Below are 26,051 nucleotides of genomic sequence, written 5' to 3'. Positions count from 1 at the left end.
ACTCAACTAACAGAGGTAAGATTGATTTGCGTATTACCTCTAATATGCCTTACATTTAAACACAATGCCGAACATTTTTTGTTCTTGACACTGTGTGATAAGTTTCAGATTTAATCTTGCGAATAGGATTGCTAATTTTGTACTTTCATTGCAAGCTTATTTTGCTTTATGTAACAAAAAAATGATTTTTTTAACAGAGGGAGAGCGTAGGTGATCACAGTTTTAGTTGTGGACGACCATGAATTAGTTCGTACTGGAATTTGCAGAATGCTAGAAGACCATGCGGAGGTTCAGGTAATTGGACAAGCTGAATCTGGTGAAGAAGCGATCTCTCTAGTTCGTCAACATCATCCTGATGTAGTTTTGTTAGATGTGAATATGCCGGGCATTGGTGGCGTAGAAACCACGCGCCGTCTACTTCAGAGTGCGCCGGAAACCAAAGTTTTGGCGGTTAGCGGTTTAGCAGAAGAGCCTTATCCGTCCCTGTTATTGAAAGCCGGTGCCAAAGGTTATATCACCAAAGGGGCCCCGATTTCGGAAATGGTCCGTGCGATTAACAAAGTCATGCAAGGCGGCAAATATTTCAGTGCAGACATTGCGGAACAGTTAGCAAGCTCTTACCTTTCTGATACACAACAATCGCCTTTTGATGCATTGTCAGAACGTGAAATGCAAGTCGCGATGATGGTCGTGAATTGTATCAGCGCCCAGGAAATTGCCGACAAGCTCTTTGTGAGTGTTAAAACCGTGAATACTTATCGTTACCGTATTTTTGAAAAACTGAATATCGATAGCGATGTTAAACTGACTCATCTGGCCATGCGCTATGGACTCATTAAACCTTAGCTTTTAACGAGTTCCGGTGCATATGGCACAACAAAAAAACTATGCTGAACTGAATCAATACCATCTCGGTATCTGGTACAGCGCTTATCGTCTGCTGATCAGCACCGGTTTGTTGCTGATTTTTCTGCTGACCTACCCCGAACTCACCACCGATTATCAATACCCGCAGCTGTATTATTATGCACTGGGAATCGGGGTTGCGATCAATACCGTACAGCTGTTTGTGCTGAAATGGATCAGACGCCTGATCCAGCCGCAGCTGATTATGATTTTCTTTAGCGATGTCTGCGTTTTAAGTTTGCTGACTTTGGCGAGCGACGGTCCTAATCTGCAAATTGGGCTGCTGTTTGTGATTACCATCTTTTCTGCATCTTTATTATTAGATGCAAAAAAGGCCTTAGTTGTCACCCTTATTGCGGTCATCAGCGTTATTTATCAGCATTTTATCGGCAGTATTTTTGCATTTTCATCACTCAGTAATATCAGTAATAGCGCCCTGCTGGCCTTTTTGTTTTTTGTGGTTTATGGCACTGGGCAGATCGCCGTGCGGCGTTTTCAGATTCTAGAAAATTTGAACTTCTCTCAATCACTGGAACTGCATCGCTTACAGAATATTAACCGCTATATTCTGGAACAGATTGAAACCGGTTATCTGGTACTGGATGAAAACTACCATGTGGTACTCAGTAATCCCGCTGCCTGTAATCTTTTGGGAATTGAGTCCAAATACGGTCATGAGAAATTCACCTTATCTCAGTCACAGCCAGATTTATTTGAACTGATCCATTTTGAAACCCTGGAAAATGGTGAGCGCTTTCAGTTTGAATCCCAGCAAAGTCGCTATAATATTCATGTGCAGGTACAAAAGCTGATTGTGCCGCATCAGACTCTAATGCTACTGGTGTTACAGGATGCCAAAAAATTAAATCAGCAGGTGCAGCAACTCAAACTTGCTGCTCTGGGTCAGCTATCAGCCAGTATTGCTCATGAAATTCGTAATCCATTGGCGGCCATTGTACAGGCCAATGATTTATATCTGGACTCGGAAACTGAACAGCAACAGCTACTCCAGCAGATGATTGGTCGACAGGCGACCCGGATTGACCGAATTATTCAGGACACGCTAAATATGGTCAAAAATAAAGAAACCCATCCGGTGCCGATTCATCTCAATGAATTTATCCCGTTATTTATCCAGGAAGATTTGGCCGATATTCGCGATCAGATTCAATTTAATATTGATATCCCTTTGGTGATTCAGTTTGATGAAGCACAGTTCCGGCAAATCCTGATTAATCTGATTCGTAATGCGATTCGTCACAATTCAGCCGATGCTGCTTATATTCAGCTGAATGTGCATCCCTATGAACATCGGGTCTGGATTGACGTACGGGATTTTGGCTCTGGCGTAGCCGTACATGACCAAGCTCTATTGTTTAAACCCTTTTTTAGCACATCGATTAGTGGTACCGGATTAGGATTGTATTTATCACATAGTTTTTGCGAAGCAAATCAGGCACAATTAAACTATATACAACAAGAACAGGGCGCATGCTTTCGCATCAGCTGTCAACGTATTACGCTTTAAAGGGGTCAAGGAAGATGAATGGGGAACAACAACCACTGGTGCTCTTGGTGGATGATGAGGAAGATTTATGTACCCTCATGCAAATGTCATTGCTGCGCATGGGAATTCGCACGCACATTGCCCATCGTTTGGAAGACGCTAAAAAATGCCTTGCCAATCATCAATATGATGCCTGTCTGACCGACTTAAACCTTCCCGATGGCAATGGTTTGGAGCTTCTGGACTGGATAGGCAACCTCTATCCGGCACTTCCGGTCGCGGTTCTGACCGCCTATGGCAACATGGAAATCGCCATTGCCGCGCTTAAAGCAGGGGCTTTTGATTTTGTCAGTAAACCGATTAATCAAAAACACCTAGAGCAACTCTTACAAAAAGCGCTGAATAAACCGGTGGATTATTCGCATAATAATCCGAACGATGCGCTCGAACATAAAATGCTGATTGGACAATCCCTGCCGATTCAGCAATTGCGCATTACCTTACAAAAAATTGCCCGATCCCAGGCACCGGTTTTTATCACGGGTGAATCGGGAACAGGTAAAGAAGTCGTGGCCAATCTGGTCCATCGCCTGAGTAACCGCAATGAAGGTCCTTTTATTGCGATTAACTGTGGCGCCATTCCGACTGAGTTGATGGAAAGTGAACTGTTTGGACATAAAAAAGGCAGCTTTACCGGCGCTGCTCAGGACAAACAGGGACTGATTCAATCTGCACATGGGGGCAGCCTGTTTCTGGATGAAATTGCAGAATTACCGCTTTCCATGCAGGTCAAACTGTTACGTGCCGTACAGGAAAAACGTATTCGTCCACTCGGTTCAGATACCGAAATTGATGTGGATTTCCGCGTGATCAGTGCCACCCATCAGGATCTGGAAGCCTTGGTGCAACAAGGCAAATTCCGTCAGGATTTATATTTCCGTATTCATGTAATGGATCTGACTTTACCGCCATTGCGTGAACGCGGCCAGGATATTCCGTTATTGGCCGAACACTTTATTCAGAAGATTTGCCAGGAATGGGGCATTCCCAATAAAAAACTGACCGAACGCAGTAAAGAGTTCTTATTGGGACAATATTATCCAGGTAATGTACGTGAATTGCGTAATATTATGGAACGCGCGATTACTTTAAGTGATGAAGAGCGGATTGATCTTCAGCATTTGCAGAGTGCACCGCTACGTCAGGCGCTAAACAGCTCTCAGGAGATGAATACGCTCACGAGCGAGATCATTGCGACCGAAACCCTGATTGCACCTAAAAAGCTGCCTGAAGAGGGTCTAGAGCTATATTTGGAAAAGGTCGAGAAAGAAATTTTACTCAATGCGCTGAATCTGACTCACTGGAACCGAACACTGGCCGCAAAAAAACTCGGCATGTCGTTCCGTTCCCTGCGCTATCGTTTGAAAAAGTTCGGACTGGATACCGAAGAAGACGAATAATTATTTTTGCAGGAGCAGCAAGTCTGTGACATGTTCCAAATAGCTCTCCTCACGCATTTCCTGCTTAAAGGGATAGTTGAAATGCGGCTGCACGCCCCGCCCTTCAATCATCTGGCCACTCGGGCTAAAGTATTGCGATACGGTCATCTGTAAGGCTGAACCATTGCTTAAAGGAAAGAGTTTCTGTACTACGCCTTTGCCATAGCTCTTTTCTCCGACTACCCAGGCACGATTATGTTCTTTCAAGGCTGCAGTAAACACTTCTGCTGCAGAAGCCGAACGGTTATTAATCAGCACCCCAACTTTCAGATTCTGGAACTCAAAACTCGGCAAGGCCTGAAATTGCTGATTGCCTTCAGCACGGCTTTTGGTCGAGACAATCACGCCCTGATTCAAAAATAAATCGGCAGATTCAACTGCAGCCGAGAGTAAGCCACCGGGATTATTGCGCAGATCAAATAATACGGCTTTTAAGCGTTTATCCGAATAACTTTCAATCAGACGTTTGATTTCATTGGCAGTATCTTGCTGAAAAACCTTGACCTGTAAAACCAGCACCTGGTTATTGTGCAAGCTCGATTTAATTTCGGTATCCAGCTTGGTATTGCGGACCAGACGAACGGCCGGACTTTGCGGGGAAAGCTGGATCATGAGCGTAGAGCCAACGGCTCCGCTCAATAACTGCCGGACTTGCTCCTGATTCAGGCTATTTAATACCTGATCGTCAATTTTATAAACCGTGACGCCATTTCGAAGTCCCTGCTTGGCTGAATCAGCATCGGAACTCAGTCCCTGAACTACCCATTGCTTCAACCGCGGGTCAAATTGCAGATCAAAATCAATGCTGGCCAGATCACCTTCGGTATATTCACGCAGTTGCTTATAATCTTCAGGCGACAAATAACGGGAATAGCGATCTAAGCCACTGACCAGACCCTGAATGGCCTGTTGAAACAAGGCATCGTCATTTTTATCTTGGATATAATTATCTTTTACGATGCCATAAATTTGTACGAATTCTTGAATGGATGCCACAGGAATTTCGGAATAGACCTGCCCATCCATTTCCATATCATCGAATGCCGGCTCATTTGAACCCGCACCCCAAGCTGAATGACTCAAACACATCACTAAGCATGGTATTACAACAGACTTCCAGCGTGTTCTTGCCATTCTTTGACCTTTTTAGAATTTTATCGAAAATTATGCATCAAGCTGAATCAGGTTACGACCTTGCATTTCAGCAGGTACCGGAACTTGCATCAGACTTAATAAAGTCGGCGCTACATCTGCCAATACACCGCCTTCTGCAATCGTGGCCTGAGTTGGGCCGACATAAATAAACGGAACCAATTCAGTGGTATGCTGAGTATGTACCTGACCACTGTGATAGTCCTGCATCTGCTCTACGTTACCATGATCGGCAGTCACAATCATATGACCTTTTTGCGCCATTACCGCTTCATAAACCCGGCCCAAACAGGTATCAACCGCTTCAACAGCTTTCACCGCAGCATCGAATACACCCGTATGACCGACCATATCACCATTGGCAAAGTTCACCACCAGCAGGTCAAATTCACCTGAATTGATCGCAGCCACCAGCTCATCAGTCACTTCATAAGCACTCATTTCCGGTTTAAGGTCATAAGTGGCTACGCTTGGCGATGGAATCAGGATACGTTTTTCACCTGGGTATTCATCTTCACGGCCGCCGCTGAAGAAGAAAGTCACATGCGCATACTTTTCTGTTTCCGCAATGCGCAGCTGTGTTTTACCCAAATCAGATAAGTATTCACCAATCGAGTTTTTCAACGCTTCAGGCATATACGCTACAGGTGCATCAATCGTGGCTTGATAACGCGTCAGCATGACAAACTTCGCCAGATTTGGCACCACTTTACGTTCAAAACCTGCAAAGTCTTTTTCTACAAATGCGCGAGTCAATTCACGGGCACGATCGGCACGGAAGTTCATAAATACGACGCTGTCGCCATCCTGAATTTTCGCCAGATCGCCAATACGGGTCGCTTTAACAAACTCATCCGACTCATCGGCTGCGTAAGCCTGTTCCAAACCTTCAACTGCGCTGGCAGCTGTACGAACCGCTTCACCTTCAGTCAACAACCGATAGGCCTGTTCAACACGATCCCAACGGTTGTCACGATCCATGGCAAAATAACGGCCGATCATGGTGGCAATACGACCTTGACCTGGATATTGAGCGAATAAGGCATCGAGTTTTTCTAAAGAAGGTTGTGCGCTTTTAGGCGGCGTATCACGACCATCTAAGAATGCATGTAAATAGACTTGCGCACCGCGTTTTAGCGCTAGCTCTGCCATCGCCACAATATGATCTTCATGGGAGTGCACACCACCTTCAGACAAAAGGCCAAGCAAATGTACTGCCCCACCTGCAGCTTTGGCTTTCTCAACTGCATCGACCAGAACTTCATGTTCAAAGAAGTCGCCCGTACGAATGTCTTTGGTAATCCGGGTAAAGTCCTGATACAGCACACGACCTGCGCCGAGGTTCATATGTCCGACTTCCGAGTTACCCATCTGGCCATCTGGCAGGCCGACATCTTCACCTGAACCCGAGATCAAACCATGCGGATGCTTGTCCTGTATCGCAGTTAAATTTGGTCGTTTAGCTGCTAAAAACGCATTGTCTTCGACCGCTTCGCGATGACCCACACCATCCATAATCACCAAAATGTGAGGGATTTTGCCAGCAGTTGCATCCGTCATAATGAAATACTCTGTTCGTCTACGAATTAATCGCTCTATTTTAGCGAAGTTTATAAAAAGAGGCCATGACCCCTATATGGTTTAAGCCTCTCATGATGATTGATTTGTTCTATTTTCCTGTACCTTAGCGTGCCCGATGCAGCAAGTATCCGCCAATGCCGAACATGATCAGAATCGGAATAAACACGAACCAGGCCGGAGACGGTGCATAGATCAAGCTGGCATAGCCGAGGAAATCCTGCAGATAGAAGAAACCCAGTCCGGCAAATAAAGCTATCACCAGACGAAAACCCATGGATTGCTGACGTAATGGCCCGAAGATAAATGAACAGGCGATCACTACTAGTGCAATCAGGGCAAAAGGCGAGCCGAGTTTTTGCCAGAAGGCCAGCTGATAGGTTTTAGGCACCTGGCTGTATTCATGCATATAGCTCATGAAACTGACCAGTTGACTCGGCGATAAATCTTCAGGATCAATCGTCACCATATGCACATATTTAGGCTGTAATGCTAGCGCTAAAGGTTGCTGTTGCTGCTTAACCAGTGTGGCATTACCATTTTGGAGAATATCGAACTGCTCTGTGTTGTCCAGCGTCCAGGAACCATCTTTAACAAATTGGCCCTGATCTGCCTGCAAGGTACCGCGCAAACGATAGTTCTGGTCAAAGTCCAGCATCTGCACATTTTTCAACTGACCTTGCGAGTTAGCATAATCGATATAAATAAAGCGCTGCCCTTCCCGAGTCCAGTAACCACGAACTTCACCGAGCTGAGCGGCTTTACTGGCACTTTTTACGCTTTTGGCCTGTTCATTGGTATAAGGAATGACCCACTCGCTCAGGGCAAATGACAACACCACCAACAACAGTGCTGAACGGATCACCCACCCGACAATACGCCATAAGCTCACGCCGACCGAACGCATCACAATCAGCTCACTATTCGAGGCTAATGTACCAAGACCTAAAACTGCACCAATCAGTGCAGAAATCGGCAGGATTTCATATAAATAATTTGGTGCGCCCCAAAGCACATATTTCAAGGCATCCCAGGCACCATAACCATCTTTGAGCGAACCAAGCTCACCCAGATAAGTAAATAATACCTGTAAACCCGCCAATACCCCGGTTGCACCCAGCATCGCCAGCGCAGTGGTTTGGGTCACATGTTTTGCAACTATACGACGTGCCAACATTGTTAAGACCTCACTCGCTGAATCTGTTTCTTGATTTTCGGGCCTAATTTCTGTTTACGCGAGAACAAGGCACCCGCAATTGCATAGGCAATCAGAATCAATGGATAGGCCCAAATGCCCATTTCTTCTTTACTGATCCGCGTCTTCACTGCCATCAGGGCCACAATCAGACTGGCAAAAATCATGAGGGCAGGAAATAACTTGAGATATCGACCCTGTCGTGGACTCACTTCAGACAAGGCCACAGCCAGAATCAGGGCAATCAGAATCGCAAAAGGAACAAACACCCGCCAGCCCAACTCACTGGCCACCACAGGATCCTGACGGTTCTGCCACAATTGCGAGGTCGGTAAGGCCTCAACTTCAGTACTGGCAAATTGCGCTTCTTCATCGCTTTCTAAGCGCAGACGATAGCTTTCAAATTCAGCTTGAGTATATTGCGGTGTACCCGGATAGATCTCATAACGGCGTCCATTGACCAAATCCACCACATTGGCAGCATCATTCGGTACTTCAATTCGGGTGGCTTCCTGCGCCAGAATCATCACATCCGGTTTGCCTTCTTTTTCCGCACGCTGATAAAAGAAAATATCTTTTAAATTTTTACGGTCTTCTGACAGGTCACCGGCATAAATGGTATAGGGCCCAGAGGAGATAAATTCTTTCGGTCGCACCAGGTCAAAGCCGGTACGTACCGCCTGACTGGTGGTCAGGGCTTCAAACTGGCGAATGCCCCACGGCGCAGCCCACAGCATCAATCCGGCCTGAGCAATCAAAAACACCAGGGTCATCGGCACCAGTAGACGCGCCAATTGATGCCGACTGACGCCACTGCCATTCATCACGGCCATTTCATGGTCGACATATAAACGGCCAAACACCAGCATCAGTCCAATAAAGAAACCGAGCGGAAGAATCAGGGTCAAGAATTCAGGCAAACGGTAGCCAATAATGCTAAATAAAATGCCTGCATCCAGACGGCCTTGCGCCGCGACACCAAAATACTTGATCAGTCGACCGCCCATCATGATCAAGGTCAATAAGGCAATCACCACCAAGGATGTCGAGACAACTTGCTTGACCAGATAACGCCGAATAATCAAATTAATTCTTCCAAAATAAGGTCCATAAAACGAGTGCTAGTTTACCCGAATAGCAAAAATATAAAACCTAGGCCGCCCTGCCCATTGAAAATCTATTCGGATAAATGTTTCAATGACTGAATGATTTACCCATCTAGACAGGCGTGAAAACAGAATATGAAACTTACAATTAATACGTCATTCCCAGAGAATGGATCAAGTCAATCTTTGTTGATTTTAGTTGACTCAGAACAACTTCAGAATACAACCGCAACCTATCAAATCAATAATTTAGACACATTAATTGAAGCCTCTCAATTCAAGGCAGCGTTGGCGGAAAGCCTGAGCCTGATTGGTCAGGTGAGCCAGTCCAGCCATGCAGCACTAATTGGTTTAGGCAAGGTCGCTGAACTGCAACCGGCAAAACTTGCAAAAATCGCGCAAACTATTATTCAAGTCACTCAAAAAAAATTCAAACAGATTTCTGTAGATCTGACACAACTTCCACAAGAATTCCATTATCTGTTTGCGCTCTTCCTGACTCAGGCCAGCTATGGTTATGATGAATATAAATCCAAGAAGAATGAATTTGTGCTCGAGCAGATCGACCTGATTGCCACTCATAGCGTCTTAACTACCGAACAGTTGCAACAGGTACAAGCAGTGCAAAGCGGACAAAATCTGGCACGTGACCTGGGCAACCGTCCGGGCAATATCTGTTTCCCTGAATATCTTGCAGAACAGGCGGTGGCTTTGGCGGCTGAATATCCAGACCTACTTAAAGTCACAGTGCTGGATGAACAGCAAATGGCAGATTTAGGCATGGGCGCCTTCCTTGCGGTAAGTAAAGGTTCAGAGCGTCCTGGTCGGATTATCAGCATGGAATATCAGTCAGAGCGTAGCGAAGCACCGGTAGTCTTGGTGGGTAAAGGCATTACGTTTGATACCGGCGGTATTTCCCTTAAACCAGGCGCAGGCATGGACGAGATGAAATACGACATGTGCGGTGCAGCTTCTGTACTCGGTACAATGCGTGCATTGTGCGAAGCCCGCTTACCTCTACATGTGGTGGGAACCATCGCTGCAGCAGAAAACATGCCTTCAGGTAAAGCCACCCGTCCTGGTGATATCGTAACGACCATGAGCGGTCAGACGGTTGAAATCCTGAATACCGATGCCGAAGGTCGTTTGGTCCTATGTGATACCTTGACCTATGTAAAACGTTTTAATCCTGCTTTGGTGATTGATATTGCGACCTTAACCGGTGCCTGTGTGGTCGCTTTGGGTTCAGTACTAACGGGTCTGTTCACGCCAGATGATAAACTGGCAGCAGAACTAGAAGCTGCCGGCCAGCATTCCTTTGACCGGGTATGGCGTATGCCGGTACTGGAAGACTATCAGGAACAACTGGATTCACCATTTGCCGACATTGGCAATATCGGTGGTCCAAAAGCCGGTTCTGTGACTGCAGCCTGCTTCCTGCAACGTTTTACCCGTGAATATCGCTGGGCACATCTCGATGTTGCAGGCACAGCGTGGAACTCAGGTACCAATAAAGGCGCAACGGGCCGTCCAGTCCCATTATTAATGCAATTCCTGGCGAATCGCGTTCAAAGCAATGGCTAAAGTCAGCTTTTATTTATTTGAAAAAAGCCCTGAACGACAAGTGGACAGCACTTGTCGTTTATGTCGTAAGATTCTGCGTCAGCCGGCGCGGATCTGGTTACTGTGTGCCGATACAGATTTGCAACAGCAGCTAGATGAATGTTTGTGGAGTTTTGATCCAGTCAGTTTTATTCCACATGGTATTGACCAGCCTCAGGCCACGGTCTGTATTTCGGCGACACTACCGGAACAGTCCGACTGGATTATTTTCAATTTTAATCCGGAAGCACTTGAACCTTACGCAAAATTTAGTCACATTATTGAGATCATTGAAAACCATGAAACGGCTAAACAGCTGGGTCGTGAAAAATTCAAGCAATATCGTCGTTTAGGTATTGAACCGGACACCCATAAGCTTTAACCGATATCATCCACAAGGAGAGGCACGTGGCATTAAATGTAGGTCCCGATTTTAAACAGCGCTGGTTAAATGTGCCGGAAGCTGTACGTCAGACCTTTATCGATGACCTCTCTCGGATCTGCGATATTTTAAAGCCAGAAACGTCTTTGGAAGAATGGCAGAGTCGCGACCAGCGCTTGCAACAGGAATCTGAACGCAAGATCGAAGCCGCGTATGCGCAGCGCAAGGCCGAATTGATTGAAGAAGCCCGTATTCGCAAACAGCTTGCGCTTGAAAAGGCCTTGGCCGAGAAACGTGCCGAAGAACAGGTCTATCAAGAACAGCTACGTCATGAGGAACAGCGCAAATTTAGCGAACAGAGTCAGGCGCTCGCTGAAATAAATACGCATCTAGAGGCTGAAGTGCAGCACTATGTCGCACGTTATGCAAAAAATCCTGAGACGACTTTTGATTTTGCCAAAGGTCGCATCCAGATTGAGGACCAGTCCATTTTATCCGAATTAGAAAGTGTGCGTTTACGTCTGGAACTTGAGGCAGAAACCGTGATTGAACAGACCGTGAATGCACTTCGTGAAAAAATGCGTGCGGCAGCCAAAGAAGAAATCGAGTATATGCTGAAAAATTCTGAATTTTCTGATCAGCCTCACAATATTTAAATGATCCTTTCACATTAAAAAAGCCCGAAAATTCGGGCTTTTTTATCTTCTATGTCGCATCTTACAAAAAATCTGCCAGCATAAAGGCAGCATTTCCGAGCAGATAGCCAATGCTTAATAAAGTGCCAATCCAGAGGATGCCACCCGCAATATTGTAAAAGCTGAATGTGGCAAAGCTCATATGCGCTGAACCGGCGGCAAAAGGGCCAAATGAGCGGACAAAGGGAATAAAACGTGCGATTAAAATAGTTTTACCGCCATGTTTCATAAAATAGTGGTTGGTTTTCACCATATATTCCGGCTTGAAATAACGTGAATGTTGATTGAAATATTTTAAACCGAGAACTTTTCCGGTGTAATAATTCACGCTATAGCCCAGCACCGAGGCAGTGAATAACAACAGCCCCATCGAATGCAGGGTCACCAGATCGCTGCTGGCGCACAAAGCTCCCACAGCCAGCAATAGACTGTCGCCGGGCAGGAAAAAGAAAAACACCGAACCGGTTTCTGCAAAAATCACCAGAAACAGGATTGCATAAATCCATACCCCATATTGATCGAGCAATAGCGGCAATGACTGTTCCAAGTTAAGTAAAAAATCGAGCATTCGACCCGTCCACCAAGGCAATATTTGCAAGTTGAACTGCTGATTATCCCGAAAAATAAAAAAACAGTCTAATTTTTCAATCAGACTGTTCAGTAAATCAACATTTCTTTTATTTTAAGAAACCATTTTCAGCCAGGAAATCCATGCTGATTTTTGATTGTTCAGTGGTTTCGGCGGCTTTATCGCCGAGCAATAAACGCTCGATATAACGTGCCAATACATCCACTTCCAGATTGACCTTGCTACCGACTTTCCAGGTACCGATATTGGTCCGTTCAGCAGTATGTGGAATCAGGTTCAGACTAATCACGCTACCACGCAAATGATTAATCGTTAGACTGATGCCGTCGACTGTGACCGAGCCTTTTTCTGCGAGATATTTGGCAATTTCAGCAGGTGCAGTCACTTCATAATAAATTGAACGTGCATCTTCACGTACCAGGGTGATCTCGCCGACTGCATCGACATGACCTGACACAATATGACCGCCAAAACGCGTAGTCGGCAACATGGCTTTTTCAACATTGACAGGTTGACCGGCTTTCCAGGTGCCGAGCGTGGTCCGGTTCAGACTTTCACGGGAAACATCAGCCGCATACCAGTTCTCGCCCCAGTCGATCACGGTCAGGCAGATACCATTGGTCGCGATAGAATCACCCAGATGTACATCAGACATGTCCAGATCGGTCTGGATGCGTAAACGTACATCACCACCAACGCTTTGCAGACTTTCGACTTTGCCGAGGCTTTCGATAATACCTGTAAACATTTTTATTTCCTTTTCAATTCTTTTACCAGAGGGCCAACTGGGTACTAACGCCGGTCGTATCCACACCACCCAATTCTGCATAATGATGCAGCTGGCTGAGTAATTGACGGATCGGTGGACCTGACTTGGCGTGGGTATCGGTAATCACAATAAATTCCAGCACGCGGGCACGTTCAGACTGGCGCTGTTTGCTAACACGATAACGCGGCACATCCTGGGTTAGCAAGGTCACCCGGCCACGTTTCAGATTGGCCTGTAACAAATCGGTAGCGCTGATATTACCGTCAGTTGAATAACTGGTCAGAATGAAACGTGCATTGATGGTGGCCAACAGGCTCTCGTAAGCTTCTTTGGCATATTTAGAGGAATTGTACTGGCTCGGACGCTCTTTGCGCCATGCCCGGTCAATCCCGCTCTTAAAGCCCTTGGTATCTGGAGTCGGCAAATCGGCCTGATCCCATAAGGTCAGCGCATTCAGCACATGATAATTACTGCTATAGGCATGCTGATTATACGGTGGATCCAGATAAGCTACATCTACTTCAAAACCACTCATCTGGTTGGCCAAATGCTGGGCATCGACACACCACATTTCTGCGGCCATTCCTTTTTTCTGATCCGATTCACAAAAACGACTTGGCGTTAACCATAGTAAAGATTCAATCCGTTCCAGCGCAGTTTGGGTTTTCCCGCCCCAACCATGGTGAAAGCTTTTGAAAACACCAGAAGTATTGCTGACAAAACTGGCGGAATACAGCAAGGGTGCCAGCAAGGCAGACATTTCCACATCATCAATTGCACCTTGTGCCTGCCAGGCTGCAATCTGCTGACGGATGGCATCAATACGCATGCCGTTACGACGTTTAAAGAACAAACGATCACGGGCTGGATCATAAATTTCATCATTACGCGGACACAGGTTATGCGTCACCCAGCCTTTAACTTCCGGCAGACGGTTCAGATAATCAATCGCTTTCTGATAGCCACCGAGTTCTTTAAATGCCGGTGCTTCAGTACAGGCCAGTACCGCATGATTCAGCGCATGGCTATACGGTTCCCAGTCATTGGCAATGACGCGATAACCATTCTGACGGGCCAAACGCGAGACCACGCCTGAACCTGCAAAAAAGTCAGCAAAGATTGGAGCACGGCCATCGCTACGTTTCAGGGTTCCCGTACTCTCCAGAGCTTCCAGAATTAAATGCAGTAAACGGCGCTTATTGCCCAGATAGGGAACCAGTTGATGGAAAAGATATTCATCGGTGGTACGTGCCGCATGGCGACGTTTATGATAAACAGTAGACTCTGAACTCATAATGTCTCTTGAAAAGGAATTAGCCTAAAGCGCACGTCATCACCCAAGCGAGTTACATCGCGCAGCTTAAATCGGAGTTGTTCGGCCATATGGCTAAATTCTGCATTAAACATGGTACGCGCAGACTGACCCAATAGGGTCGGTGCAACGTAACTGATCAGTTCATCAACCAATTTTTGTTGTAAAAATGCCGTAGATAAGGTCGCCCCTGCTTCCACCAAGACATCATAAATCTGATGCTGTTGAACCAGTTGCTTTAATAATTCTGCTAAAGGCTGTACCGGCAAGTGTAGCACACCCAGATCTGCAAGCTCCTGACGAAATGGTCCCATCACCATCACGGTGTCGGCTTGCACTAAAATTTTTGCGTTGAGTGGTAAACGCCCCTGACGGTCCAGAATAATCCGTTTCGGTTGCACCACTGTCTTGATATCTTCAACGCCATCCAATTGACGCACATTCAGCTGACAGTCATCCGCAAGAACTGTATCAATTCCGGTGATCACCGCGCCTGAAATTGCACGCCAATGCTGCACATCCTGACGCGCTTCCACACCGGTAATCCATTTCGATTCACCCGATGCCATGGCAGTACGACCATCCAGGCTTGAGGCAATTTTTAAACGCACATACGGCTGACCAGTCGCCATGGCTTTCAGGAAGCCTTGATTCAGCTGATGCGCTTCATCTTCACAGATGCCAACGTCTACCTCAATGCCAGCATCTTTCAGGATCTGTACACCCTTGCCGGCCACCAGCGGATTGGGATCAGGACAGGCCACGACAACTTTAGCCACGTCTGCCTCGACTAAGCCTTTGGCACAAGGCGGCGTCCGGCCATAATGCGCACAAGGTTCTAAAGTCACATAAGCGGTTGCACCACGTGCCTGCTCACCCGCCTGACGCAGCGCAAACACCTCGGCATGCGGCTGTCCTGCCTGGGGATGAAAACCCTCACCAATGACGATGCCATCTTTAACAATGACACAGCCGACATTCGGATTCGGTTTGGTGGAATATTGCCCCTGACGTGCCAATTCAATGGCCCGGCGCATCCAGATTTGATCTTGATTCAGTTCAGCCATGCTTATTCTTGTAATTCTCGTTGTTGCATCTGTTCAATCTGATGACGAAAAGCTTCGACATCCTGAAAATCCTGATAGACCGAAGCGAAACGCACATAAGCAACATGATCAAGTGCGAATAAAGACTGCATCACGATTTCACCGATGGTACGTGATTTCACATCACGCTCACCCAGACGGCGAATCTGTAGCTGAATATCGCTCAGCACTGTTTCAATCTGCTCCTGGGTCACCGGGCGTTTTTGCAAGGCATGCATCAGGGAACGGCGTAATTTGGCTTCATCGAAAGGTTCATTTTTGCCATCCGACTTGATGACGCGCGGCATCACCACTTCATAGCTTTCAAAGGTAGTGAAGCGTTCATTACAACTGACACATTCACGGCGACGACGAATCTGACAGCCTTCAGCTGCCAGGCGTGAATCAATCACTTTACTGTCTGCAGTATTGCAAAATGGGCAATGCATAGCGGTTTAATTGAACAAATCCAGATGGATTCCGAGTGTAGCAAAAATTACAAACTTTGTAGAGTTTTACGCAACATATAGAAAAAAAACAGCCCATTCGGGCTGTTTTACACTATATATTGATTATGGTGTATTTATTATTATTCGACACGTTCGCCATGTTGGCTTAAATCCAGACCCATACGCTCATCATCAGATGCCACACGGATTCCAATGATCAAGTCAATGACTTTCAGGATAATGAAGGTCATGATCGCAGAGTAAGCAATGGTTGCCAGTACACCTTCCACTTGCACCCAAAGCTGATGCATGACATTGGCAGGGGCATTGTCACCCATGATGAATTCGCTAGCAAAGAACGCGGTTAAAATCGCGCCGACAATACCACCTACACCATGCAAACCAAAAGCATCTAAAGAATCATCGGCTTTCAATGCGCGTTTCAGTGCAGTAATCCCCCAGAAACATACCACACCACCGATCAGACCCATCGCCAATGCACCGCCTACAGTCACAAAACCTGCAGCTGGAGTAATGACCACCAGACCAGCAACTGCACCCGATACACCGCCTAATACAGAAGCTTTACCACGTGCCAGTTTTTCAGTGATTAACCAAGAGATGGCTGCGGCCGCTGCTGCGACTTGAGTCACGATCAAAGCATAGCCTGCAGAACCGTTGGCACCTAATGCAGAACCACCGTTGAAACCGAACCAGCCTACCCAAAGCAAAGATGCACCGACCACAGTAAGCGTTAGGTTATGCGGTGCCATAGATTCACGACCCAAGCCCATACGTTTGCCTAACATATACGCTGCTACCAGACCGGCAACACCCGAGTTGATATGTACAACCGTACCACCGGCAAAATCAAGCGCGCCGTCGTTACCTAACCAGCCACCACCCCATACCCAGTGGGTAATTGGTGCATAGACGATCACCACCCAAAGTGCGATAAAAGCAACGAAAGCACCAAATTTCATACGCTCTGCAATCGAACCGCTGATGATGGCAACCGTAATGATGGCAAAAGTCATTTGGAAAATCACAAACAGGATTTCAGGAATCGTGCCTGAAAGCGCCTCTGTGGTAATACCGGCCAGCATGAATTTATCCAGGCCACCTATAAAGGCATTGCCTTCACCGAAAGCTAGGGTATAACCAATAATCACCCAGGCAATACTGACCACCGCCGCAGCAATAAAGCTATGTGCCATCGTCGCCAGAACGTTTTTCTTGCGGACCATACCGCCATAAAATAGCGCCAAGCCAGGAATGGTCATGAGTAAAACTAGAGCGGTAGAGGTTAAAACCCAGGCGGTATCGCCGGTATCTAGAGTTGGTTCTTCTTCTGCAGGCGCTGCAGCTTCAACTAGCGCTGCTTCAGCAATTGCTGCTGTAGTGTCTGTTGTTGTATTTGTTGTATCGCCTGCTTCTTCAACAAGCACAATTTCTTCTGTCGGTGTTGTTGCTGTTGCAGCTTCTTCAGCCCATGCAACAGAACCACCAAAAAGAGCGCCGGCCATGCCGAACGCGAGTAGCATTTTTTTCATTCGTATCCCCCAACCAAGTTTTTGTGAGTTATTAGGTACTCAGCAAACTTCGTGCCAAGTTAGACAGCGTCTGCACCTGTTTCACCTGTACGAATACGGATGACTTGTTCTAAGTTAGTCACGAAAATTTTTCCGTCACCGATTTTTCCAGTGCTCGCCACACGAGTAATAGATTCAATCACCGCGTCTACCATTTCATCGCTAATCGCGATTTCAATTTTGACTTTCGGCAAGAAATCTACAACGTATTCAGCACCACGATAGAGTTCAGTGTGGCCTTTTTGACGACCAAAGCCTTTCACTTCAGTTACAGTGATGCCTTGAACACCAATTTCAGACAATGCTTCGCGAACATCGTCTAATTTAAAAGGTTTTACAATTGCAGTTACGAGCTTCATGTTTGTTTTCCTTCGGCTTATTTCACCAGTAAGGTTTTACGTTCAAATTTCATGCCAAGATTCCTAAGGTCGGGGGAAATTAGAAAGCCTGGCATGTGGTTTATTTATACCTTATTTTATACGGATAAAGGCTTTGAATCTTCAAAAAATAGACATTTTTTATGTGGATTTTTACAATATCTTTAATCGAATAAGTCTATATTTTGTCTGAAATACTATAGTCTGCATTTTAGCAATGCTAAACTGTGCGCTCCTTTCTACGGCGATGGATCAGACAATGATTGAAACTTTATTACAAGCAATTTTGCAGCAAGTCGAACAACCTAAGAAAGATTTAGAACATAATATCCGTGCCCTATTAAATGAAGCTGTATCTAAAATGGATTTGGTGTCTAAAGAAGAAATAGAACGTCAGCGTACTGCCCTAAATAATGCCAATCATCGCCTGAATGATTTACTGAAACAGGTGGAAGCATTAGAAGAGAAAATTTCGAACAAAAAGTAAGCACAACTACAGTGCACAAAAGACACCAGAACGATAAAAATAACGCACCATATTGGAACAATAATAATGTCTTTTGCTAAAATTTATACGCGAGGCTTGCTGGGCCTGCATGCGCCTTTAATTGAAGTCGAAGTTCATGTCAGTTCGGGTATGCCTTCACTCACTATAGTGGGGCTTCCCGAAGCGGCGGTACGTGAAAGTAAAGACCGGGTACGCTCTGCCATTTTGAATAGCGGCTTTCAATTTCCGACCAAACGTCTGACCATTAATCTGGCCCCTGCAGATTTACCAAAAGATGGATCACGTCTGGATTTACCGATTGCTTTAGGCATTTTAGTGGCTTCAGGTCAGCTTCCAGAAGATTGCACCGAGCATCTTGAATTTATTGGCGAGTTGGCCCTTGATGGTCAATTACGTCCTGTCAGCGGTACCTTGAGTATTGCCATTGCCTGTCAAAGCGACCAGCATCAACTGATTTTACCTGGCCCAAATGCACAGGAAGCCTGTCAGCTCCCAGACTTTAAAGTCTTTGCAGCCAATCATTTAAAAGAAGTGTGTGAACATCTTTCCCAAGCGCAGCGCTTGCCGCAAATAGAAGCCGGCCCACTCGCTACAGACCATTTTTATAAGTTTGATCTTGCGGATGTAAAAGGACAATTACGACCACGGCGTGCTTTAGAAATTGCCGCGGCAGGTGGTCATTCCCTGCTGTTCCGAGGCCCCCCTGGAACAGGCAAGACCTTGCTAGCTTCTCGATTGGCCAGTATTTTACCGCCCTTAAAGACGCAGGAAAATCTGGAAGTGGCCAGTATTTATTCGGTGGCGAATGCCAATCACCCTTTTGGGCAACGGCCTTTTCGAGCACCGCACCATACTGCTTCTGCAGTAGCATTGGTCGGTGGCGGCTCACACCCCAAACCAGGAGAAATTACCCTGGCACATTTAGGGGTTTTATTTCTGGACGAGCTACCAGAATTTGACCGTAAAGTTTTGGAAGTCTTACGGCAGCCTTTGGAAGCCAAGGAAATCGTCATTTCCCGGGCATCACGCCAAATTACCTTTCCGGCTAATTTCCAGTTGGTGGCTGCCATGAATCCATGTCCATGTGGGTATGCATTCAATCAAGATATCCGCTGCCAATGTTCACCCGAAAGTATTAAACGCTATCAGAACCGGATTTCAGGCCCGTTGCTGGATCGGATTGATTTGCATATTGATGTACCGCCATTACAAGCGCATGAATTACAGGACAATCGACCTACAGAAAACTCAGAAACGGTTAGACAACGCGTCATTGCAGCCTATGAAATTCAGATGCAACGGCAAAATACCTTGAATATGAGTTTGAGTCCAAAGCAGTTAGAGCAATATGCCGCATTAGATCAGTCTGCTCAGAATATGCTTGAAATGGCTCAGCAAAAACTGAATTTATCAGCGCGCGGCTATCATCGGGTCTTGCGTGTTGCACGCACCATTGCCGATTTAAATCAAAGTCCAGATATTCAAAGTCAGCATCTTTCGGAGGCCCTGTCTTATCGCGGGCAGCAGCAGATTTAGATCATTAAAAAAAGGCGACCTAAGGTCGCCTTTTTATCTAAAGAGGATTAGAAGCTATAACCCAGTCCAAATACGACTTTATTCTTTTGTTTTTCATCAAAACGGTCATAACCACCCAAGATATAATTCATGCTTGCAGTTACACCTGTGTCACCAAGTGGCTTGCTTAAACCGATGTCAAAATGACGGAAACCAAAACTTTCTGTAGTTCCTTCAATAAAGTCACCTGATTTTTCATAAGCATATAAACCTAAAGCAGTATCCAAGCTAAAATCTTGTGGTAAAGCATAGCTATAAGTGGCTTTTAAATAGGTATCACCCGCATTGCCCCAAGTGGTATCTTCGAGAAGAGTTTGTGCTGTAACACCCAAATCTTTATAGCTCATACCCAGTAACAGCTCAAATCCATCAGAATTAACATCAGATTCATAATAATAATAGTAGGTCGTACCGATCGTTAAACCTAAGTCATCATTGACTGCATGGCTATAGCCAGCATAGAAGTTATTTTCGAAAGCATCACGTCCTTCTTCAGACAAAGGGTAATCTAGCGTAGATCCCCACCAACCTGCATAGAAGCCAGAGGCATGGTTATAATCAAGTCCACCTTGTAAGGTAGCGCCGCTATTTTCAGGAATGTTAGTAATACCACGCAGGTTATAGCTTGAGAGTACGCTGATATTTCCAGATACCGTATGTTCAGCAACAGGTTCTTCAGCAAAAGTAAAAGAAGATACAGTGCCCAATAAAGCAAGAGATAATACTTTTAATGTTAATTTCATTGTGTGGCTCCCCCAGATCGTCTGAGACGTTTTTTGATCATTGATTAAACTCAAGCTCAAAATTTGCAAGAGCTATGCCAATCTGGATAGAAGGAACCAAAATAATAAATCTAAAAAGATAAATAAAATTTAAGTTATTGTTTTTAATTTAAAATTTAAACTATAAAAAACTAAATTATCTAGGCTTTCTATTAAATAAATGTATTTGAGGGTATTTCACCACTTTTTTAATACTTATACATAATCATTTACAATTTGCCCCATTTTGATTCCATTTTTAGAATGAATAAAATTTGTGCTAAAAAATAGTGCGTAAATTTTGATCAAATTTTTGCACGTTCTAAAATAAATAAGCTGCTCACATTCATTTCACCACTTTATAAATATCATTTATACTTTCCAATAAAATTATGTTTTTACTCAATTTTTACCGATAGGTTAGAAATTAATCACCTCAAATCCTTGCTATTGTTTAATTTGAGTTAAAAAAATCTAAACTTTAGTGGAATATATCCAATAAAAAATGACATTTTTTCAGCAATTCTTATACAATTCCTAAAAAATTCCGATCAATTTGTATAAGGCTCTCTTCCCAATGCAAAATTCAAAAAAATTAACATTAGCAGTTTTGATTCAGGCTGCTTTGGTTTCTACCGCTTTCGCTAGCGAGCAAAGCGAATCGAAAGGTTTTGTAGAAGACGCAGGAGGTTCTGTACTTTTCCGTACCGGCTATTTGCACCGCGATAAAACAAACTATAACGACAATCAAACCGGTGCACGTGAAGTTGTTAATGATACAAGTTCAGCTGCTCAGACTGCGATCGTTAAATTAGACTCTGGTTTTACCAAAGGTGTAGTCGGCTTTGGTGCCGGTATTATCGGTGATGCATCTTTCAAATTGGGTGAAAATGCACATGCCGGTAATGACATGATTCCTCAACATCCGGATGGTTCAGCTTATGATCATTGGGCACGTGGCGGCGCATATGTAAAAGCACGTGTTTCAAACACGACTGCTACTTATGGTACTCAGGTTTTAGACTTACCTGTACTTGCAAGCAATACTGCGCGTTTAGTACCTGAATACTTTACAGGTGTATTGGTTGAAAGTAATGAAATCGAAAACTTAAGCCTCGTTGCTGGTAAATTTACTGAAAACCAGCGTTCAAGCCAGATCAAATCTGATGGTAATGAATTGGATCGCGCAATAGTTTGGGGTGCAAAATACAAATTTAATGATGCAGTGAATGCTTCTTACTATGGTACAGACATTAAAGACCGCCTAGAGCGTCATTATGTTAATGCAAACTATAGTTATGCATTGGCGAATGGTAGTACTTTAACTCATGACTTTAGTGGCTATCATACTGATTGGGATAAAAAGTCAGATGGTGGTGCATACACTTATTCGCATACCACAAATGATCTAAATAAGTTAAGCAACAATATTTGGGCAATTTCTACGACCTATAATAAAGGCCCACACAATGTCATGCTAGCTTACCAACAAAATACAGGTAATACAGGTTATGACTATGGTTTAGGTCAAGGTGTAGGTGATGGTCATCAAACCATTTATATGCCGAACTCATACCTGTCTGACTTTATTGGTAATGATGAAAAATCAGCACAGCTTCAATATACTTACGATTTCAGTGCAATGAATGTTCCTGGCCTATCTTGGACTTCTGCATTTGTATATGGTTGGGATATTGATGTTGCTAATCAAAATGATCGCTCTCAATTAATCACTGGTGATGCTCAAGAACGTGAATTCTTTAATCAGGTAAAATATACAGTTCAATCTGGTTTTGCTAAAGATACCAGCTTACGTGTACGTCACTCATACTACCGTGCGAGTGATGAATACCAATACGGAAACTACATTGGTGACACTAATGAATGGCGTATCTGGTTAGACATTCCTGTGAAATTATTCTAATTCATACGAATTTCAAGTCATAAAAAAACCTGCACAATGTGCAGGTTTTTTTATTCCAGGCTTTAAAAAGTTAAAACCTGGACGACAAAAAGCAATTATTTATTTGCTTCTGCATAAGCTTCGATTGAGCTCATAACTTCTTGTTTCGCAACATCAGCACCTTCCCAACCACTCAGCTTGACCCATTTACCTGGCTCAAGATCTTTGTAATGCTGGAAGAAATGTTCGATCTGGCTGATCAACAATGGAGGAAGATCAGTATATTCCTGAACATCTTTGTAGATTGGAGTCAGTTTGTCATGTGGAACTGCAACCAGTTTCGCATCAACACCACCATCATCTTCCATGTTCAATTTACCGACAGGACGGCAACGAATGACAGAACCTGGCTCTACTGGATGAGGCGTTACAACCAGTACGTCTAATGGGTCACCATCAAGCGATAGTGTGTTTGGTACATAACCGTAGTTTGCTGGGTAGAACATTGCTGTACCCATGAAACGGTCTACAAATAACGCATCAGAATCTTTATCGATTTCGTATTTGATTGGTGCTGCATTTGCAGGAATTTCGATGATCACATAGATATCGTTTGGCGCATCTTTACCCGCTGGGATATTGCTGTAGCTCATAGCATCACTCTTTAACAAGTTATATCTTTTAAAAAACCGCGACAATTATAACGGTTTTTAAAGATTTTTTTGGATTTTAAAATATCGAACTGTAAATATGTCCGCAGACCTGATGACTTAAACCAACTTGATGATCAGCAGCAATAAAGCTACCGGACATAACATCGAGAGCAACCATACGATAGAGCGTAAAGTCGCCCAGTTGGCTAAATAGCAGATTCCGTACGACACACGAAAAACCAGATAAGCCACACCAAAAATCATGACCAAATCTTGTGATATCACCAGGTACTCTGCCATCAAGATCGCAGCAATAAAGAGTGGCAAACTTTCAAAGCTATTCTGCTGGGCAGCATTGGCGCGACTGGCCAAGCCTGAAGACTTTTCTAAAAATGCCCGTGGATTCTGATTGTCTTTGCTGCTGAAGCCTGCTGATTTTTTTGCAATCAATGTAAACACATAAGGCAAAAGACAAGCGGCCAAAATGAGATAAATAACCCCACTAATGCTGTGCATCTGTTTTTTCTCATGAAAATTTTATCTCTATCATAGCATGGCATTTCGTGAATAAATTTTGTTAAATAAAGTGCTTTTTATTACTTGTTAAGGATTCACTATGGTCGCGCCTGATCAAAATGAAATGTTCGATATCCTCGAGAAACAACGCCAGCATCAATGTCAAGTGGATCGCGTATTAAAAATTGTCCTGCCGATTGTGGCATTTCTGATGGCCGTCATTTGTGCCAATATGAATATCTGGTCGCCAATCTTTACCTTTGCCATTTTATGGATTGCCTTTTATTTCGTAGGTATCAAGCGTATGCCTCTCTGGCACTGGCTGGTCGCGATTCTGGTGTATTGCTTGATCGACAACATTCTAAGTTATGGCAGCTTTAATCAAACCGGATTTACCCGCCAGTTCGGTACCATGTTTATTTTCTTGGGAGTAGTCGGCGTAGGTCGTCCTTATTTTGATCGCTGGTTAATGAAAAAATAAAAAGTCCAAATCAAAAAAAGCGCCTGATGGCGCTTTTTTTTCTTACAGGTATTAGGCTGTTTTACGTAAATCTTTACGCAGGATTTTACCTACGTTGGATTTTGGCAATTCATCCATAAACTCGACATAACGTGGACGTTTATAACCGGTCAGGTTTTCTTTAGCGAATGCTAAAACTTCTTCTGTGGTTAAAGACGGATCTTTTTTCACAACAAACAGTTTTGGCACTTCACCCGATTTTTCATCTGGCACACCAATCGCAGCCACTTCCAGTACTTTTGGATGAGTTGCTACAACTTCTTCAATTTCAGATGGATAGACGTTAAAACCAGACACTAGAATCATGTCTTTCTTACGGTCTACAATTTTCACATAACCACGTGAATCCATGACACCGATATCACCGGTACGGAAGAAGCCATTCACCATGACTTTTTCAGTTTCATCCGGACGGTTCCAATAGCCTTTCATGACCTGAGGACCACGGATTGAAATTTCACCTTGCTCACCCAGTGGAACTTCATTGCCTTCATCATCCAGAATAGCCACTTCAGTCAATGGTAATGGAATACCAATAGTGCCACTGAATTCTTCAGACGCAGGTGGGTTTGCTGTTGCCACCGGAGAAGTTTCAGACAAACCATAGCCTTCAACGATATTGGTTCCGGTAACTTTCTTCCATGCTGCTGCAGTAGAAGGAAGTACGGCCATACCGCCGCCCATCGCCATTTTCAGTTTACTATGATCAAGTTGCTTAAACTCTTCATTGTTTACCAGCGCATTGAAAAGTGTGTTCACTGCCGGGAAGAAAGTCGGCTGGTATTTACGTAGCTCTTTCATCACCGCAGGTAAATCACGCGGGTTTGGAATCAGAACATTCGCCTGACCTTTGTACATACCGTAAAGTGCGCATACCATGAATGCAAAGATATGATAAAGCGGCAATGCACAGAAAATACGGTCATCTGGCTGACCATCTTGCGCACCAAATTTACTCTGGAAGATGCCGTCACACTGCAGCATGTTCGCAACCAGGTTACGATGTGTCAGTTCAGCGCCTTTAGATACGCCTGTGGTACCACCTGTGTATTGAAGAACTGCTGTATCGCTAAGGGTCAATTCAGGGCGTTTATAGTTACTTGGATTAACTTTAGATAACGCCGCATTAAATCTCACATGGCCTGGAATATCCCAAGCTGGAATTTGCTTGCGCACAGAACGCAAGACAAAATTTACCAAAGTTCCTTTCAAGGCACCCAGCATGTCACCGACAGAAGCGACCACGACATGCTTCACTGGTGTTTTACCAATAATCGCTTGATAAACAGAAGCAAAGTTTTCAATAATCACCAGTACTTCAGCACCTGAGTCATTCAATTGATGCTCAAGTTCACGCGATGTGTAGAGTGGATTCACGTTGACCAATACCAAACCTGCGCGGAACACCCCAAGTGCCACAACCGGATACTGAAGAACGTTTGGCATCATCACTGCCACACGTGAACCTTTTGCCAACCCCAAGCTTTGTAGATAAGTTGCAAACTTACGGCTCGCCTCTTCCAGTTCATTGAAAGTCATTGCCTTATCCATAAAGATAAAGGCATCACGCGAGCCGAATTTTTGGAAATTACGCTCAAAAATATCTACTAGAGAAGTATTTTCTGCTGGTAATTCTACTGTTTCTGGAATCCCTGTTTTTTGGTATTCAGCAAACCAAATTTTTTCCATAATGGCCATCTCTCCAATCATAATCCTTAGTATTTCAACTGTTTTTTTCAATATCACACGCCATTTTTAGACTTGTATATGTGCGATATTGCATCCATCTTGTTGAATCGTTGTTCATATATAACGTATTT

Annotated in this window: 25 protein-coding genes; 10 read left to right on the top strand and 15 right to left on the bottom strand. The window is 44.5% G+C overall.

Annotation, left to right across the window (positions count from 1 at the left end):
* Positions 1–210 precede the first annotated feature (210 nt).
* The 3 genes from gacA to ACP7AK_RS07225 are packed head-to-tail and all read left to right on the top strand — an operon-like array spanning position 211 to position 3,873.
* Positions 211–846, top strand: coding sequence for a response regulator transcription factor GacA (gacA, locus tag ACP7AK_RS07235; protein WP_004281059.1), 636 nt, complete (start codon positions 211–213; stop codon positions 844–846).
* Between the two features lie 22 nt (positions 847–868).
* Complete coding sequence (locus tag ACP7AK_RS07230) at positions 869–2,434, top strand: sensor histidine kinase (RefSeq protein ID WP_425879320.1); 1,566 nt, start codon at positions 869–871, stop codon at positions 2,432–2,434.
* 14 nt (positions 2,435–2,448) lie between these two features.
* On the top strand, positions 2,449–3,873 hold the full coding sequence (locus ACP7AK_RS07225; protein ID WP_425879318.1) for a sigma-54-dependent transcriptional regulator: 1,425 nt from the start codon (positions 2,449–2,451) through the stop codon (positions 3,871–3,873).
* Here ACP7AK_RS07225 and ACP7AK_RS07220 read toward each other — a convergent pair whose 3' ends face one another.
* From ACP7AK_RS07220 to lptF, 4 genes are all read right to left on the bottom strand, one after another.
* Complete coding sequence (locus ACP7AK_RS07220) at positions 3,874–5,046, bottom strand: S41 family peptidase (RefSeq protein WP_425879316.1); 1,173 nt, start codon at positions 5,044–5,046, stop codon at positions 3,874–3,876.
* Between the two features lie 30 nt (positions 5,047–5,076).
* Positions 5,077–6,624: a 2,3-bisphosphoglycerate-independent phosphoglycerate mutase gene (gpmI, locus tag ACP7AK_RS07215; protein ID WP_425879314.1), complete on the bottom strand. Its 1,548-nt coding sequence runs from the start codon at positions 6,622–6,624 to the stop codon at positions 5,077–5,079.
* A gap of 124 nt (positions 6,625–6,748) precedes the next feature.
* The gene (lptG, locus tag ACP7AK_RS07210) at positions 6,749–7,819 is read right to left on the bottom strand and encodes an LPS export ABC transporter permease LptG (protein WP_425879312.1); all 1,071 of its coding nucleotides are present in this window, start codon (positions 7,817–7,819) and stop codon (positions 6,749–6,751) included.
* Between the two features lie 2 nt (positions 7,820–7,821).
* Positions 7,822–8,922, bottom strand: a complete 1,101-nt coding sequence (gene lptF, locus ACP7AK_RS07205; protein ID WP_004281053.1) for an LPS export ABC transporter permease LptF — start codon at positions 8,920–8,922, stop codon at positions 7,822–7,824.
* A 156-nt stretch (positions 8,923–9,078) separates the two neighbouring features.
* Here lptF and ACP7AK_RS07200 point away from each other — a divergent pair, with 156 nt between their 5' ends.
* From ACP7AK_RS07200 to blhA, 3 genes are read left to right on the top strand one after another with little or no spacing between them, the layout of a single operon-like run.
* Positions 9,079–10,527, top strand: a complete 1,449-nt coding sequence (locus ACP7AK_RS07200) for a leucyl aminopeptidase (RefSeq protein WP_425879309.1) — start codon at positions 9,079–9,081, stop codon at positions 10,525–10,527.
* Positions 10,520–10,927 carry a DNA polymerase III subunit chi gene (locus ACP7AK_RS07195; RefSeq protein WP_174894119.1) on the top strand — a complete coding sequence of 136 codons (408 nt, stop codon included), beginning with the start codon at positions 10,520–10,522 and terminating at the stop codon, positions 10,925–10,927. Before ACP7AK_RS07200 ends, ACP7AK_RS07195 begins: the two co-directional genes overlap by 8 nt.
* Before the next feature lie 26 nt (positions 10,928–10,953).
* Positions 10,954–11,583 (top strand): cell division protein BlhA, encoded by a 630-nt coding sequence (gene blhA / locus ACP7AK_RS07190; protein WP_425879307.1) that lies wholly within the window; start codon positions 10,954–10,956, stop codon positions 11,581–11,583.
* Positions 11,584–11,644: 61 nt separating this feature from the next.
* On the opposite strand, the gene ACP7AK_RS07185 is transcribed toward blhA, so the two are convergent.
* The 7 genes from ACP7AK_RS07185 to glnK form a co-directional block, all read right to left on the bottom strand.
* On the bottom strand, positions 11,645–12,190 hold the full coding sequence (locus ACP7AK_RS07185; protein ID WP_004281049.1) for a VTT domain-containing protein: 546 nt from the start codon (positions 12,188–12,190) through the stop codon (positions 11,645–11,647).
* A gap of 109 nt (positions 12,191–12,299) precedes the next feature.
* Positions 12,300–12,959 (bottom strand): riboflavin synthase, encoded by a 660-nt coding sequence (locus tag ACP7AK_RS07180; protein ID WP_004732516.1) that lies wholly within the window; start codon positions 12,957–12,959, stop codon positions 12,300–12,302.
* 22 nt (positions 12,960–12,981) lie between these two features.
* Positions 12,982–14,274: a DNA adenine methylase gene (locus tag ACP7AK_RS07175; RefSeq protein WP_004281046.1), complete on the bottom strand. Its 1,293-nt coding sequence runs from the start codon at positions 14,272–14,274 to the stop codon at positions 12,982–12,984.
* Positions 14,271–15,359 carry a bifunctional diaminohydroxyphosphoribosylaminopyrimidine deaminase/5-amino-6-(5-phosphoribosylamino)uracil reductase RibD gene (ribD, locus tag ACP7AK_RS07170; RefSeq protein WP_425879304.1) on the bottom strand — a complete coding sequence of 363 codons (1,089 nt, stop codon included), beginning with the start codon at positions 15,357–15,359 and terminating at the stop codon, positions 14,271–14,273. The genes ACP7AK_RS07175 and ribD overlap by 4 nt, the downstream gene beginning before the upstream one ends.
* 2 nt (positions 15,360–15,361) lie before the next feature.
* A complete protein-coding gene (nrdR, locus tag ACP7AK_RS07165) occupies positions 15,362–15,826 on the bottom strand; it encodes a transcriptional regulator NrdR (protein ID WP_004281044.1) in 465 nt (154 codons plus the stop codon).
* A 140-nt stretch (positions 15,827–15,966) separates the two neighbouring features.
* Complete coding sequence (locus tag ACP7AK_RS07160) at positions 15,967–17,379, bottom strand: ammonium transporter (RefSeq protein WP_191112169.1); 1,413 nt, start codon at positions 17,377–17,379, stop codon at positions 15,967–15,969.
* A 59-nt stretch (positions 17,380–17,438) separates the two neighbouring features.
* Positions 17,439–17,777, bottom strand: coding sequence for a P-II family nitrogen regulator (glnK, locus tag ACP7AK_RS07155; RefSeq protein WP_004281042.1), 339 nt, complete (start codon positions 17,775–17,777; stop codon positions 17,439–17,441).
* 277 nt (positions 17,778–18,054) lie between these two features.
* Between glnK and ACP7AK_RS07150 the strand changes: the two genes are divergently transcribed.
* Together ACP7AK_RS07150 and ACP7AK_RS07145 are read left to right on the top strand one after the other, a co-directional pair.
* The gene (locus tag ACP7AK_RS07150) at positions 18,055–18,282 is read left to right on the top strand and encodes an accessory factor UbiK family protein (RefSeq protein ID WP_044108966.1); all 228 of its coding nucleotides are present in this window, start codon (positions 18,055–18,057) and stop codon (positions 18,280–18,282) included.
* A 66-nt stretch (positions 18,283–18,348) separates the two neighbouring features.
* Positions 18,349–19,839: a YifB family Mg chelatase-like AAA ATPase gene (locus ACP7AK_RS07145; protein ID WP_409665578.1), complete on the top strand. Its 1,491-nt coding sequence runs from the start codon at positions 18,349–18,351 to the stop codon at positions 19,837–19,839.
* Positions 19,840–19,886: 47 nt separating this feature from the next.
* On the opposite strand, the gene ACP7AK_RS07140 is transcribed toward ACP7AK_RS07145, so the two are convergent.
* Positions 19,887–20,621 carry a TorF family putative porin gene (locus ACP7AK_RS07140; RefSeq protein WP_425879300.1) on the bottom strand — a complete coding sequence of 245 codons (735 nt, stop codon included), beginning with the start codon at positions 20,619–20,621 and terminating at the stop codon, positions 19,887–19,889.
* Between the two features lie 595 nt (positions 20,622–21,216).
* Between ACP7AK_RS07140 and ACP7AK_RS07135 the strand changes: the two genes are divergently transcribed.
* The gene (locus ACP7AK_RS07135) at positions 21,217–22,563 is read left to right on the top strand and encodes an OprD family outer membrane porin (RefSeq protein WP_425879298.1); all 1,347 of its coding nucleotides are present in this window, start codon (positions 21,217–21,219) and stop codon (positions 22,561–22,563) included.
* A gap of 95 nt (positions 22,564–22,658) precedes the next feature.
* Here ACP7AK_RS07135 and ppa read toward each other — a convergent pair whose 3' ends face one another.
* Together ppa and ACP7AK_RS07125 are read right to left on the bottom strand one after the other, a co-directional pair.
* Positions 22,659–23,195, bottom strand: coding sequence for an inorganic diphosphatase (ppa, locus tag ACP7AK_RS07130; protein ID WP_004732536.1), 537 nt, complete (start codon positions 23,193–23,195; stop codon positions 22,659–22,661).
* Positions 23,196–23,312: 117 nt separating this feature from the next.
* On the bottom strand, positions 23,313–23,711 hold the full coding sequence (locus ACP7AK_RS07125) for an MAPEG family protein (protein ID WP_425879296.1): 399 nt from the start codon (positions 23,709–23,711) through the stop codon (positions 23,313–23,315).
* 100 nt (positions 23,712–23,811) lie between these two features.
* Between ACP7AK_RS07125 and ACP7AK_RS07120 the strand changes: the two genes are divergently transcribed.
* Positions 23,812–24,192, top strand: coding sequence for a hypothetical protein (locus tag ACP7AK_RS07120; RefSeq protein WP_004644898.1), 381 nt, complete (start codon positions 23,812–23,814; stop codon positions 24,190–24,192).
* Between the two features lie 51 nt (positions 24,193–24,243).
* Here the strand turns inward: ACP7AK_RS07120 and ACP7AK_RS07115 are convergent, their stop codons facing one another.
* Complete coding sequence (locus tag ACP7AK_RS07115; protein WP_004644897.1) at positions 24,244–25,920, bottom strand: long-chain-fatty-acid--CoA ligase; 1,677 nt, start codon at positions 25,918–25,920, stop codon at positions 24,244–24,246.
* Between the last annotated feature and the right edge of the window lie 131 nt (positions 25,921–26,051).

It is taken from the genome of Acinetobacter sp. TWP2-2-3, assembly GCF_049896445.1.
In the GTDB taxonomy this organism is placed as follows: domain Bacteria; phylum Pseudomonadota; class Gammaproteobacteria; order Pseudomonadales; family Moraxellaceae; genus Acinetobacter.
This window is presented reverse-complemented; position numbering and strand designations above follow the sequence as displayed.

What these genes read in the sequence shown, in the direction of transcription:
- ACP7AK_RS07230 (WP_425879320.1), top strand. Translation starts at nt 869, where the DNA reads ATGGCACAACAAAAAAACTATGCTGAACTGAATCAATACCATCTCGGT.
- ACP7AK_RS07225 (WP_425879318.1), top strand. Translation starts at nt 2,449, where the DNA reads ATGAATGGGGAACAACAACCACTGGTGCTCTTGGTGGATGATGAGGAA.
- ACP7AK_RS07220 (WP_425879316.1), bottom strand. Translation starts at nt 5,046, where the DNA reads ATGGCAAGAACACGCTGGAAGTCTGTTGTAATACCATGCTTAGTGATG.
- gpmI (WP_425879314.1), bottom strand. Translation starts at nt 6,624, where the DNA reads ATGACGGATGCAACTGCTGGCAAAATCCCTCACATTTTGGTGATTATG.
- lptG (WP_425879312.1), bottom strand. Translation starts at nt 7,819, where the DNA reads ATGTTGGCACGTCGTATAGTTGCAAAACATGTGACCCAAACCACTGCG.
- ACP7AK_RS07200 (WP_425879309.1), top strand. Translation starts at nt 9,079, where the DNA reads ATGAAACTTACAATTAATACGTCATTCCCAGAGAATGGATCAAGTCAA.
- ACP7AK_RS07195 (WP_174894119.1), top strand. Translation starts at nt 10,520, where the DNA reads ATGGCTAAAGTCAGCTTTTATTTATTTGAAAAAAGCCCTGAACGACAA.
- ACP7AK_RS07185 (WP_004281049.1), bottom strand. Translation starts at nt 12,190, where the DNA reads ATGCTCGATTTTTTACTTAACTTGGAACAGTCATTGCCGCTATTGCTC.
- ACP7AK_RS07180 (WP_004732516.1), bottom strand. Translation starts at nt 12,959, where the DNA reads ATGTTTACAGGTATTATCGAAAGCCTCGGCAAAGTCGAAAGTCTGCAA.
- ACP7AK_RS07175 (WP_004281046.1), bottom strand. Translation starts at nt 14,274, where the DNA reads ATGAGTTCAGAGTCTACTGTTTATCATAAACGTCGCCATGCGGCACGT.
- ribD (WP_425879304.1), bottom strand. Translation starts at nt 15,359, where the DNA reads ATGGCTGAACTGAATCAAGATCAAATCTGGATGCGCCGGGCCATTGAA.
- nrdR (WP_004281044.1), bottom strand. Translation starts at nt 15,826, where the DNA reads ATGCATTGCCCATTTTGCAATACTGCAGACAGTAAAGTGATTGATTCA.
- ACP7AK_RS07160 (WP_191112169.1), bottom strand. Translation starts at nt 17,379, where the DNA reads ATGAAAAAAATGCTACTCGCGTTCGGCATGGCCGGCGCTCTTTTTGGT.
- glnK (WP_004281042.1), bottom strand. Translation starts at nt 17,777, where the DNA reads ATGAAGCTCGTAACTGCAATTGTAAAACCTTTTAAATTAGACGATGTT.
- ACP7AK_RS07150 (WP_044108966.1), top strand. Translation starts at nt 18,055, where the DNA reads ATGATTGAAACTTTATTACAAGCAATTTTGCAGCAAGTCGAACAACCT.
- ACP7AK_RS07145 (WP_409665578.1), top strand. Translation starts at nt 18,349, where the DNA reads ATGTCTTTTGCTAAAATTTATACGCGAGGCTTGCTGGGCCTGCATGCG.
- ACP7AK_RS07140 (WP_425879300.1), bottom strand. Translation starts at nt 20,621, where the DNA reads ATGAAATTAACATTAAAAGTATTATCTCTTGCTTTATTGGGCACTGTA.
- ACP7AK_RS07135 (WP_425879298.1), top strand. Translation starts at nt 21,217, where the DNA reads ATGCAAAATTCAAAAAAATTAACATTAGCAGTTTTGATTCAGGCTGCT.
- ppa (WP_004732536.1), bottom strand. Translation starts at nt 23,195, where the DNA reads ATGAGCTACAGCAATATCCCAGCGGGTAAAGATGCGCCAAACGATATC.
- ACP7AK_RS07125 (WP_425879296.1), bottom strand. Translation starts at nt 23,711, where the DNA reads ATGCACAGCATTAGTGGGGTTATTTATCTCATTTTGGCCGCTTGTCTT.
- ACP7AK_RS07120 (WP_004644898.1), top strand. Translation starts at nt 23,812, where the DNA reads ATGGTCGCGCCTGATCAAAATGAAATGTTCGATATCCTCGAGAAACAA.
- ACP7AK_RS07115 (WP_004644897.1), bottom strand. Translation starts at nt 25,920, where the DNA reads ATGGAAAAAATTTGGTTTGCTGAATACCAAAAAACAGGGATTCCAGAA.